The sequence below is a fragment of the Curtobacterium sp. APC 4022 genome (genome assembly GCF_030407555.1).
Classification (GTDB): Bacteria; Actinomycetota; Actinomycetes; order Actinomycetales; family Microbacteriaceae; genus Curtobacterium.
Map to the genome: position 1 here is coordinate 26,505 of NZ_JASDDD010000003.1, position 11,241 is coordinate 37,745.

Sequence of the window (11,241 nt, forward strand, 5' to 3'; positions counted from 1 at the left end):
TTCATGGACCGGTCCAAGTCGCGATACGACATGTTGTCCGGTTGACAGGACAAAGTTTCTGGGTCACGATCACTCCCACGCGATGACGCGCGATCACGGACGAAGGAGTCACCGACATGGTCGACATCAAACCGGCAGCACCGACTGTCGCCCTGCCCCCGAACGGCGCCGGTCCCCACCAGCGACGCCTCGGGATGCTGGCGCTGGTCGCCACCTTCGGCGGGCTGCTCTTCGGCTACGACACCGGGGTGATCAACGGCGCCCTGCGGCCGATGACCATCGAGCTCGGCCTGACGAACTTCACCGAGGGGGTCGTCACCAGCTCCCTGCTCTTCGGTGCCGCCATCGGTGCCATGCTCGGCGGCCGCATCGCCGACGGCTGGGGCCGACGCAAGACGATCCTGGTGCTGGCGGTGACGTTCTTCGTCGGCACCCTGGCGTGCGTGTTCGCCCCGACCTTCGGCGTGATCGTCGTCGGCCGTGTGCTCCTCGGGCTGGCGGTCGGCGGCGCGTCGACGGTCGTCCCGGTGTTCCTGGCCGAACTGGCCCCGTACGAGATCCGCGGGTCGCTGTCCGGCCGCAACGAACTGATGATCGTCATCGGCCAGCTCGCCGCCTTCCTGGTGAACGCGGTCATCGGCAGCCTGTGGGGTGAGGGCAACGGCGTCTGGCGCGTCATGCTCGCCGTCTGCGCCCTGCCCGCGATCGCGCTCTTCGTCGGCATGCTGCGGGTGCCGGAGTCGCCCCGGTGGCTCGCCTCGAAGGGCCGCAACGCCGAGGCGCTCGACGTCCTGCGCCAGATCCGCTCCGACGACCGTGCCGAGGCCGAGATCGAGGACATCAAGCGCAGCAACGAGCTCGAGGCGCAGATCCAGCACGAGAGCGGCTGGCGCACCCTGCTCGGCAACAAGTGGCTGATCCGGATCGTGCTCATCGGCGCAGGCCTCGGCGTCGCACAGCAGCTCACCGGCATCAACTCGATCATGTACTACGGCCAGACGGTCCTCATCGAGTCCGGCTTCCAGGCCTCGGCCGCCCTCATCGCCAACATCGCACCCGGGGTCATCGCCGTCATCGGTGGCGTCATCGCGATCATGAACATGGAGCGCATCAACCGCCGGACCACCCTGATCATCGGGTTCTCGCTGACGACGGTCTGCCACTTCCTCATCGGCATCGCCTCGGTCGCCCTGCCCGACGGCAACCCGGCCCGCCCCTGGGTGATCCTGTTCCTGGTCGTCGCGTTCGTCGGGTCGATGCAGACCTTCCTCAACATCGCCGTCTGGGTCGTCCTGTCCGAGATCTTCCCGACGCAGATCCGCGCGCTCGGCATGGGCATCTCGGTGTTCTGCCTCTGGATCGCGAACGCCTTCCTGGGGCTGTACTTCCCGACGATCGTCGCCGCGACCGGCATCACCGGCACGTTCTTCGGCTTCGGCATCGTCGGTCTGCTGGCGCTGTTCTTCATCTGGAAGTTCGTGCCGGAGAGCCGCGGCCGCACCCTCGAAGAGGTCGAAGAGGGCGTCACGACCGGCAACATCTTCACCGTCGACAAGGCGGGTCGCCGCACGCACTGACGCGGTCCCGCGGCGGTCGCCATAGCGGTCGTCGCGACCACACGACGGACGGGAGGCCCGGTACCAGCTGGTACCGGGCCTCCCGTCCGTCGTGTGCGTGCGTCCTACGGGCGCAGGAGCACCTTGCCGACGCGCCCGGCGGTGTCGCTCGCGCGAGCGGCGTCACGGGCGTCCTCGAACGCGAACGTCTCGGAGACGGGCAGCGTGAGCGACCCGTCGAGCACGCGCGTGATGAGCTCGCCGAAGAGCTGCTGCTTCGTCTCGGCCGGCATCGTGCGGCTGACGACGCTGCCCCAGAAGCCCTTGACGGTCAGCTGGCCGAAGATGACCTTGCCGGACGGGATCTCGAGCGTGGGGGAGGCCATCGCGCCGAAGACGACGAGCGTGGCGTCCTCACCGAGAACCGAGGCGATGTCGCCCGCGGCCTTGCCGCCGACGGACTCGACGCCGGCGACGATCGGGGCGCCGCCGGTGATCGCGGTGACCTGGTCCTGCCAGTCGTCCGCGTCGGTGGCGACGATGCGCTCGATGCCCTGCTCGCGCAGTTCCTCGACACCGGCGGCGCGACGCACCAGACCGATGACGTTGATGCCGCGGGCGGCGCCGAGCTGGGCGACCATGCGGCCGACCGCGCCGTTGGCGGCGTTCTGGATGAGCCAGTCGCCCTCGTGCAGGTCGAGCGAGTGCAGCAGGCTGATCGCGCTGAACGGCATCGAGACGAGCTGGGCGGCGGCCTCGTCGGGCATCGCGTCCGGCACGGGGATCAGGCCGGCCGCGTCGGCGACGTAGTACTCGGCCCAGACGCCGAACGTGCCACCGGCGACGCGCTGGCCGACGGTGAGGTTCGTGACGCCCTCGCCCAGGGACTCGACGACGCCGAGCGCCTCGGTGCCGGACTGGGCGGGCAGCTCGGGCTTGAAGCCGTAGGTGCCGCGGATGGTCCACAGGTCGTGGTTGTGGATCGGGGAGAGCACGGTCCGGACGAGGACCTGGCCGGCGCTCGGGGTGGGGACGGGGCGCTGCTCGACGGTCAGGACGTCGGCGGGCTCGCCGAACTGCGGGTGGACGACGGCGCGCATCGTGTTCTGGTCTGCCATGGTCTAGTCCTCCGAGACGGTGATCGTGACGTCGATGTTGCCGCGCGTCGCGTTCGAGTACGGGCACACCTGGTGGGCGGCGTCCGCGAGGGCCTGGGCCTGGTCGTGGTCCATGCCCGGGATGACGACCTCGAGCATGACGGCGAGCTGGAAGCCGCCCTGGCCGTTCGGGCCGATCTGGACGCGACCGCCGACGGAGGAGTCGGCGACCTTGACCTTCTGCGAGCGGGCGACGCCCTGCAGTGCGGAGTGGAAGCACGCGGCGTAGCCGGCGGCGAAGAGCTGCTCGGGGTTCGCGCCGGCGCCGGAGCCGCCCATCTCCTTGGGGATGGCCATGTCCAGCTCGAACGTGCCGTCGCTGGTCTGGACCTTGCCGTTGCGGCCTTCGCCGGTGGACAGGGCTTCTGCGGTGTAGAGGACGTCCATGTGGGGTTCCTTCCTTCGTGGGGTCTGTGTGGCGTACGGCGCCGAGTTCCGCGCTGGGCGACAGGACTCGGGCCGATCGGGGCGAGCGGTGTCGCTCAGCCCGAAGTGAGGGGAGCGGCCGCCGCTCGGTGCATCGCCTCGGTGAGGTGCTGCAGGGTCGCGATGAGTTCGAGGGCCGACTGCTCGTCGGTGAGCCCGGTGCCGGCGGCGATGCGTGCCGGGACGTGGGCGAGTTCGGTGCGGAGTGCGAGCCCGCGGCCGCCGGTCGTGACGGTGACGACGCGCTCGTCGGTGCTGCGGCGTTCGCGGCGGACCAGGTCGGCCTGCTCCATGCGCTTGAGCAGCGGCGAGAGCGTGCCGGAGTCGAGCTGCAGGTGTTCGCCGAGGCTCGAGACGGTCTGGTCGCCCTCCACCCACAGGGTCACGAGGACCAGGTACTGCGGGTAGGTGAGGCCCCAGGGTTCGAGCAGGGTGCGGTACGCCTGGGTCGTCGCCCGGGTCGCTGCGTAGAGGGAGAAGCACACCATCTCGTCGGTCACGGGCATGTCCACCACTGTTGCACGCGACCGGGTTGCGCACAACTCAGTTCACCGGATGCCCAGGCTCCGGCTGCCCGGGATTCGGCTGCACAGCGAGTGCCGTGGGGTGTGCCATCAGCGCACGTCGGGACGGGTGTCGTCGGAGCCGGTTAGGCTGGCCGGACCGACGATGACCAGCAACCACCCAGCCTCCGCACCGACGACGACCACAGCGATCCCGCGAGTCGGCTCCTCGGCGTCCCACGGCAAGACGATCCTCATCGGCGAACACGCCGTGGTCTACGGCGCACCCGCCCTCGTCCTGCCGGTGACCGACGTCCGTGTGACCGCCACCGCGACCCCGCTGTCGGCCGGCGCCGAGCCGACGCTGGAGTCCACGGTCCACACCGGGCCGCTCGGCAACGCGCCCGCCGCGGTCCTGCCCACAGTCACCGCCGTCACGGCCACGCTCCGCCACCTGGCGCAGACCGGCCACCCGGCGGCCGAGGCCACGCCGCTGCACGTCCTGGTCGACAGCCAGGTGCCCACCGCCCGCGGCATGGGCTCGAGCGCCGCCGTCGCCGCTGCCGTGACCGCCGCCGTCGCCGACGTGTTCGGCGTCGCGCTCGACACCGACACCCACCACGAACTCATCCAGCAGTGCGAGCGCGTCGCGCACGGCCGCCCCTCCGGACTCGACGCCCGCGGGGTCGTCGCCTCCGAGCCCGTCTGGTTCGCCGCCGGGGTCATCGAGCCCGTGCAGGTCACCGGCCGCTTCGTCTTCGTCGTCGCCGACACCGGCGTGCCGGGCCACACCCGCGAAGCCGTCGCCGCCGTCCGCGAACGCCACGACCGCGCCCCCGAGATGGTCGACGCCGTCGTCGAGCGCATCGGTGGACTCGCCCGGGCCGCGCGGGGGACACTCGTGGACGGCGATGCCCAGGGCCTCGGTGTCACCATGGACGCCGCGCACGAACTGCTCACCACCCTCGACGTGTCGAGTGCGGACCTCGACCGGCTCGTCGGTGCCGCACGCAGCGCGGACGCCCTCGGCGCGAAGCTCACCGGCGGCGGCCGCGGCGGATGCGTCCTGGCCCTCGCCGCCGACGACGAACACGCCGCCCGCATCGCGACCGCACTGCGCACCGCCGGGGCGACCGCCACCTGGACCACCTCGATCGGAGCCCGCGCCTGATGACCTCCACCGCCGTCGCGCACCCCAACATCGCGCTCGTGAAGTACTGGGGCAAGGCGGACGCCGACCTCGCGCTGCCCGCCACCGGCAGCGTCTCGATGGGCCTCGACGTCTTCCCCACCACGACCTCGGTCACCCTGCTCGACCAGGGTGAGCAAGACGCCTTCACGCTCAACGGCCGCGTCGTCGACGACGGTGCCCTGGTGCGGGTCGAACGCTTCCTCGACCTGGTCCGCCAGCTCGCCGGCTCGGACGCCCGTGCCGCCGTCGTCTCGGAGAACACCGTGCCCACCGGCGCCGGCCTGGCCTCGAGCGCGTCGGGCTTCGCCGCCCTCGCGGTCGCCGCCGCCGACGCGTACGGGCTCGACCTGTCGGCGCGGGACCTCTCCCGACTCGCCCGTCGCGGTTCCGGTTCGGCCACGCGGTCGATCCCCGGCGGGGTGTCCGTCTGGCACGCCGGCGACGACCAGGCCTCGTTCGCCGAGACCGTCCCCGCGCCGCCGATGGCCATGGTGGTCGTCACGATCAACGACGGCCCGAAGGAGATCGGCTCGCGCGAGGCGATGCGTCGCACCATCGCGACGTCGCCGTTCTACCCGGCGTGGGTCACCTCGACCACCGTCACCGTGGACGACATGCTCGCCGCGTGCGCCGCGGGCGACTTCACTCGGATCGGCGAGCTCACCGAGAGCAACGCGCTCCGCATGCACGCCACGATCGAGGGCGCCTTCCCGCCCATCCGCTACCTGAACAGCCGCAGCGTCGCCGTGTTCGACGCCGTCGCCGCGATGCGGGCCGACGGACTCGAGGCGTACGGCACGGCGGACGCCGGCCCGAACGTCGTCGTGCTCTGCCGCCCGGCGGACCGGGCCCGGGTGGCGACCGCGCTCGACGGGTACGGCGCGGTCATCGAGTCCGGCACCGGGCCCGCCGCCCGCCTGCTCCGCTCCGAAGGCACGGGGGAGAACCCCGAGGCAGAGGAGCGCACCAGATGATCGAGTTCCGAGCCCACGGCAAGCTGTTCGTGGCCGGCGAGTACGCCGTCGTCGAGCCCGGACAGCCGTCGGTGCTCATCGCCCTCGACCGGGCCATCACCGCCCGGGTGACCGAGGGGCACGGCGCCGGCAGCGTGCACTCGGAGGAGTACGGCAACCTCCCGCTGACCTGGACCCGTGCCGAGGACGGCCTGGCACTCGACCGCGAGCACCACCCCTACGACTACGTGATGGCGACGATCGACCTGGTCGAGAAGCTCCGCGCTGAGCTCGGCATCGCACCGCGCTTCCACGACCTGCGCATCGAGAGCCAGCTCGACGACGCCAGCGGCCGGAAGTTCGGCCTGGGGTCCTCGGCCGCGGTGACCGTCGCGACCGTCGGTGCCCTCGACCGCTTCTACGGGCTCGGCCTCTCGCAACGCCGACGCTTCATGGTGGCGCTGCTCGCCACGATCCGGGTCGCCCCGCGTGCGTCCGGCGGCGACCTGGCGGCCAGCACGTTCGGCGGCTGGCTCCGGTACAGCGCGCCCGACCGGGAGGCCCTGGCCGGCCTGCTCGACGAGCGCTCGGTCTCCGCGATCCTCGACGACGAGCAGGCCTGGGCCGGGTTCGACGTGGAACACCTGCCCGCACCGGCGGACCTCCGCCTCCTGGTCGGGTGGACCGGTTCGCCGGCGTCCACCACCAAGCTCGTCGGCGTCGTCCGCCGACACCGTGACGGTGACTACGCGGCGTTCCTCGACGCCAGCCGGGCCTGCGTCGACGACCTGACCGAGGGCCTCCGCACCGGCGACGCCGAGCGCACGCTCGCCGCCCTCCGTCGTGCCCGCGGTCTGCTCCAGGGCCTCGGCACGTCCGTCGGCTCGCAGATCGAGACCCCGGGGCTCGCCACCCTGTGCGACGTCGTCGAAGCAGCCGGTGGGGCCGCGAAGCCCTCCGGCGCCGGCGGCGGCGACTGCGGCATCGCGCTCGTCCCCGCGGACAGCGACGCCGCCGAGATCTTCCGCGCCTGGGAGGCGCACGACATCAGGCACCTCAGCGTCGCGGTGCAACCCGAGGAAGGGAGCACGCGATGAGCGAGCTGCAGACCCCGATCCCCACCAAGTGGGTCGGACCGATCCGCGTCAGCGGCAACGCCGTCGAGGGCGAGCACGAGGTGCCCCTCGCCACCTACGAGTCGCCGCTCTGGCCCTCCGTCGGCCGTGGCGCGCGGATCTCGCGGATGATCGAGGGCGGCATCGTCTCGACCGTCGTCGACGAGCGGATGACCCGCTCCGTCGTGGTCCGTGCCACCAGCGCGGCCGCCGCCCACATCTCCGCCGGCCGGATCCTGGCCCGCCAGAGCGAACTCGAGACGATCGTCGCCGGGCAGAGCCGGTTCGCGAAGCTCATCGAGGTGCACCCGGAGATCGTCGGGGACCTGCTGTTCCTGCGCTTCGCGTTCACCACGGGCGACGCCTCCGGCCACAACATGGTGACCCAGGCGGCGGACACCCTGCTGCCGGCGATCCTGGCCTGGGAGCCCGAGCTCCGCTACGTGTCGATCTCCGGCAACTTCTGCTCCGACAAGAAGGCCACCGCGGTGAACGGCATCCGCGGGCGCGGGCGGAACACCATCGCCGAGATCGTGATCCCGGGTGAGGTCGTCGAGAAGCGCCTGCGGTCCTCCACCGAGCGGATCGTCGAACTCAACACGGCGAAGAACCTGGTCGGGTCGACGATCGCCGGAGCGCTGCGCTCGGCGAACGCGCACTACGCCAACATGCTGCTCGGCTTCTACCTGGCCACCGGGCAGGACGCCGCGAACATCGTCGAGGGCTCCCAGGGCATCACGCTCGCGCAGGCCCGCGGCGACGACCTGTACTTCTCGTGCTCGCTGCCGCACCTGATCGTCGGCACCGTCGGCAACGGCAAGGGCAACGACCTGCCCGTCGTCGAGGACGCCCTGGTGCGCCTCGGCTGCCGGGAGGACCGCGAGCCCGGTGCCAACGCCCGCCGCCTGGCCGCACTCTGCGCCGCCACCGTGCTGTGCGGGGAACTCTCGCTGCTCGCCGCCCAGACGAACCCGGGCGAGCTGATGGCAGCCCACGTCGCGATGGAACGCCGCGGCCACCGACCCGAAGGAACCCCGGCATGACCGCCCCGCACCCACTCGCACTGGGCATCCACGACCTCGCCATCGCGACGGGGCACCACGTGCTCGACCTCGACGACCTCGCCGCCGCCAACGGCGTCGACCCGGCGAAGTACCACGTCGGCATCGGCCAGGACGCCTTCAGTGTCCCCGCTCCCGACGAGGACATCGTCACGATGGGCGCCGCCGCCGCGAAGCAGGTGCTCGACCGCCACGGCGTCGACGGCATCCGCACGGTGCTGTTCGCCACCGAGTCCGGTGTCGACCAGTCGAAGGCCGCCGGCGTGTACGTGCACGGGCTGCTCGGCCTGCCGCGCAACGTCCGCGTCGTCGAGCTGAAGCAGGCCTGCTACGGCGGGACCGCTGCGGTGCAGATGGCCCTCGGCATCATCGCCCGCGACCCGAGCGAACGCGTGCTCGTCATCGCCGCCGACGTCGCCCGCTACGACGTCGAGACCGCTGCCGAGCCGACCCAGGGTGCCGGTGCGGTCGCGATGCTCATCGCCGCCGACCCCGACCTGATCGAGCTCGAGCCCCGGTCCGGCCTGTTCACCGCCGACGTCGACGACTTCTGGCGGCCGAACGACCGCTCCACCGCCCTCGTCGACGGCCGGCTGTCGGTCACCGCCTACGTCGACTCGTTCCTCGGCGCCTGGGACGACCTCGCAGCACGCGGCGGCCCCGGCATCGACACGATCGACCGCTTCGTCCACCACCAGCCGTTCACGAAGATGGCGATCAAGGCGCACCGGAAGCTCGCCCAGCACGTGGACGTGCCGTTCGAGGAGACCGAACTCGCGATCGGCTTCACCTACAACCGGCAGACGGGCAACACCTACACGGCGTCGCTCTGGATCGCCCTCGGTGCGCTGCTCGACCTGGACGACGACCTGGCCGGCGCCCGCATCGGCATGTTCAGCTACGGCTCGGGCAGCGTCGGCGAGCTCATGACGGGCGTCGTCCGCCCCGAGTACCAGCAGCACCGCCGCACCGGCCGGGTGCACGAGCTGCTCGCCGCGCGCGTGCCGCTATCGGTCGAGGCGTACCGCGAACTGCACGCCGCCGGCGCGGCCACCAGCGAGGACGTCGACCGTCCCCGCGTCACGTCGGCACCGTTCCGGTTCGCCGGGGTGTCCGGCGGCGCGCGGCACTACGAGGCCACCGGCGTCTGACGCTGGCTCGGTCCCGGGAGGCCCGTGATCGGCCTCCCGGGACCGGCAATCGTCCGCCAGTCCATTCGTCCGGCCGCACGACGGTGCGCCCATCCGGCGTGCGCGGTACTCCGTGTACGTGATCCGCGGATGACCGGTACCCCCTGGTCGGGGGACGGATCCGGACGTAGCGTCGAGGGACGAGCGGCACCGCACCAGGGAGCAGTGCCGCGAGGACCAGGGAGGCGTCATGGACGCACGACGGACACCGCGAGCCGGAGCGGCATCATGACCCGGCACGAGACCCATCCCGGCCTGGCGCCGGCGACCACGCGGAACCACCGGGAGCAGCAGTGGCTGCCACCGTTCCGCGACCCGGTTTGCAACGCCGTCGACGTCGTGCACACGCAGGTCGTCCGCGGTGCGCCGTTCGCCAGCGCGGGGGCGCGCGGGCGGGAGCGGATCGCGGAGTTGACGGTCACCGGGCTGAGCTGACCGTCGCCGGTCCGCGCGGACGCGGGTCTGGTCGGGCTGAGCCAGGCCAGGCGAGACCAGGCCGGGCCGGCGCCGGACGTGCGGCGACCCGCGGTGCGCGGGGCGTGCCTCCCGTCCGCAGTGCCGGCGTGACCGTCAGCGGACCGCCCGTCCCGGGATCGTGACCGGGGTCGGTTCGGAGGCGGTGCCCGCCTCGGTCGCGGGCGTCGTGCCGGTCCGGACCGGGTGACGACGACCAGACCGGAACACCCACGCCTTGAACAGGACGAACCGAACGACCGTGGCGACGAGGTTCGCGCCGGTCAGCACCGCGATCTCCGCCGTGTGCGTCGAGCCCGGGGCGACGGCGTGCAGTACCACGAGTGAGCCGGAGGTCATCGCCCAGGCAATCGCGAACACCACGAGCCCCTGGACCTGGTGCCGTCCCGAACCGGCTCGGCCGCGCACCCCGAAGGTGAACCGGCGGTTCAGCGCCGTGTTGCCGACCGCGGTGAGCAGCAGCGCGAGGAAGTCCGCGGACTGCGCGCCGATCGCCGGACGGAACAGGGCGTACAGCACGGCGAACGCGACCGTCGACAGCACACCCACGGCACCGAACCGGAGCATCTGGCCACCGAGCCCGACGTGCGCCGGGGTGAAGGGGCGGCGGCCGATCGCCTCGTACACCGGCGCGATCGGCACCCGTCCCGAGGCCAGACCACGCGAGACCCGCCACATGCCCCGGAGGTCCTCGGTCGCGGTCGAGGCGATGTGCACAGACGAGTTGACGTCGTCCACCCAGTCGACCGGGACCTCGTGGATGCGCAGGCCGGCGTGCTCGGCCAGGACGAGCATCTCGGTGTCGAAGAACCACGCGTCGTCCTCGCAGAGCGGCAGCAGGTGGTGGGCGGCCTCGGCGGTGACGGCCTTGAACCCGCACTGCGCGTCCGAGAAGGCCACACCCATCGTCGTCCGGAGCAGCGCGTTGTACGAGCGGGAGATGAACTCGCGCTTGCTGCCCCGGACCACGCGGGAGGTGCCGGCCAGCCGGGTCCCGATCGCCAGGTCCGAGTGGCCGGACAGCAGCGGGGCGACCAGGGGCTCGAGCGCGGCGAGATCGGTGGACAGGTCCTCGTCGACGTACACGAGCACGCGGGCCGGCGACGCTCCCCACACGGCCTTCAGCGCGCGGCCGCGGCCCTTCAGCGGCAGGTGCACGGCGTGGACCCCGGGCAGCATCGCGGCCAGGTCGTCGGCGATGCGTGCGGTGTCGTCGGTCGAGGCGTTGTCGGCGATCGTGATGCGCCACGAGTGGTGCAGTGACGTCGTGCAGAAGGCGTGCAGCCGTCGGACGTGCGCGGCGAGGGTGTCCTGCTCGTCGTGGCACGGGACGACGATGTCGATGTCGAGGGTGGGGTTCGTCTCCGTCATGCGGATCATGCTCGGCAGCGGGACAGTGGGGGTCGGAGCAGGGCGCTGTGGTGCGGGTAAGAAGGGGTGGATGGCGCCTCAGCGGAGGGGCAGGGTGACCGTGAAGGCGGTCCGCGCCTGGTCCGAGACGACGCGGACCGTGCCGCCCTCGGCCTCCACCACGGCGCGGACGATCGCCAGGCCCAGCCCGCTCGTGCCGTGCTCCCGAGAGCGTGAGGCCGCCCCGCGGGTGAACCGGTCGAA

At 72.0% G+C, this 11,241-nt stretch carries 12 protein-coding genes; 7 read left to right on the forward strand and 5 right to left on the reverse strand.

What is annotated here, in order from left to right:
- Positions 1-116 precede the first annotated feature (116 nt).
- Entirely contained in the window at positions 117-1,577 is a 1,461-nt protein-coding gene (locus QL987_RS01130) for a sugar porter family MFS transporter (RefSeq protein ID WP_290155867.1), read from the forward strand.
- Positions 1,578-1,681: 104 nt separating this feature from the next.
- Here the strand turns inward: QL987_RS01130 and QL987_RS01135 are convergent, their stop codons facing one another.
- From QL987_RS01135 to QL987_RS01145, 3 genes are all read right to left on the reverse strand, one after another.
- Complete coding sequence (locus tag QL987_RS01135) at positions 1,682-2,656, reverse strand: zinc-binding dehydrogenase (RefSeq protein ID WP_290155985.1); 975 nt, start codon at positions 2,654-2,656, stop codon at positions 1,682-1,684.
- Positions 2,657-2,677: 21 nt separating this feature from the next.
- Positions 2,678-3,100 (reverse strand): organic hydroperoxide resistance protein, encoded by a 423-nt coding sequence (locus QL987_RS01140; protein WP_111074480.1) that lies wholly within the window; start codon positions 3,098-3,100, stop codon positions 2,678-2,680.
- Between the two features lie 95 nt (positions 3,101-3,195).
- Positions 3,196-3,645: a MarR family winged helix-turn-helix transcriptional regulator gene (locus QL987_RS01145; protein ID WP_290155868.1), complete on the reverse strand. Its 450-nt coding sequence runs from the start codon at positions 3,643-3,645 to the stop codon at positions 3,196-3,198.
- Between the two features lie 163 nt (positions 3,646-3,808).
- Between QL987_RS01145 and mvk the strand changes: the two genes are divergently transcribed.
- The 6 genes from mvk to QL987_RS01175 all read left to right on the forward strand — a co-directional run bounded on the left by mvk (position 3,809) and on the right by QL987_RS01175 (position 9,588).
- Complete coding sequence (mvk, locus tag QL987_RS01150) at positions 3,809-4,813, forward strand: mevalonate kinase (RefSeq protein WP_290155869.1); 1,005 nt, start codon at positions 3,809-3,811, stop codon at positions 4,811-4,813.
- Positions 4,813-5,808: a diphosphomevalonate decarboxylase gene (mvaD, locus tag QL987_RS01155; protein WP_290155870.1), complete on the forward strand. Its 996-nt coding sequence runs from the start codon at positions 4,813-4,815 to the stop codon at positions 5,806-5,808. The genes mvk and mvaD overlap by 1 nt, the downstream gene beginning before the upstream one ends.
- Positions 5,805-6,884, forward strand: coding sequence for a phosphomevalonate kinase (locus tag QL987_RS01160; RefSeq protein WP_290155871.1), 1,080 nt, complete (start codon positions 5,805-5,807; stop codon positions 6,882-6,884). The genes mvaD and QL987_RS01160 overlap by 4 nt, the downstream gene beginning before the upstream one ends.
- Positions 6,881-7,945, forward strand: a complete 1,065-nt coding sequence (locus tag QL987_RS01165) for a hydroxymethylglutaryl-CoA reductase (RefSeq protein WP_290155872.1) — start codon at positions 6,881-6,883, stop codon at positions 7,943-7,945. Before QL987_RS01160 ends, QL987_RS01165 begins: the two co-directional genes overlap by 4 nt.
- A complete protein-coding gene (locus QL987_RS01170) occupies positions 7,942-9,114 on the forward strand; it encodes a hydroxymethylglutaryl-CoA synthase (protein WP_290155873.1) in 1,173 nt (390 codons plus the stop codon). The genes QL987_RS01165 and QL987_RS01170 overlap by 4 nt, the downstream gene beginning before the upstream one ends.
- Positions 9,115-9,381: 267 nt before the next feature.
- Positions 9,382-9,588, forward strand: a complete 207-nt coding sequence (locus QL987_RS01175) for a hypothetical protein (protein ID WP_290155875.1) — start codon at positions 9,382-9,384, stop codon at positions 9,586-9,588.
- A 135-nt stretch (positions 9,589-9,723) separates the two neighbouring features.
- Here the strand turns inward: QL987_RS01175 and QL987_RS01180 are convergent, their stop codons facing one another.
- Positions 9,724-10,998 (reverse strand): glycosyltransferase, encoded by a 1,275-nt coding sequence (locus QL987_RS01180; protein WP_290155877.1) that lies wholly within the window; start codon positions 10,996-10,998, stop codon positions 9,724-9,726.
- Between the two features lie 78 nt (positions 10,999-11,076).
- A partial coding sequence (locus QL987_RS16875) for an ATP-binding protein (RefSeq protein WP_356839179.1) occupies positions 11,077-11,241 on the reverse strand: 165 nt, incomplete at its 5' end.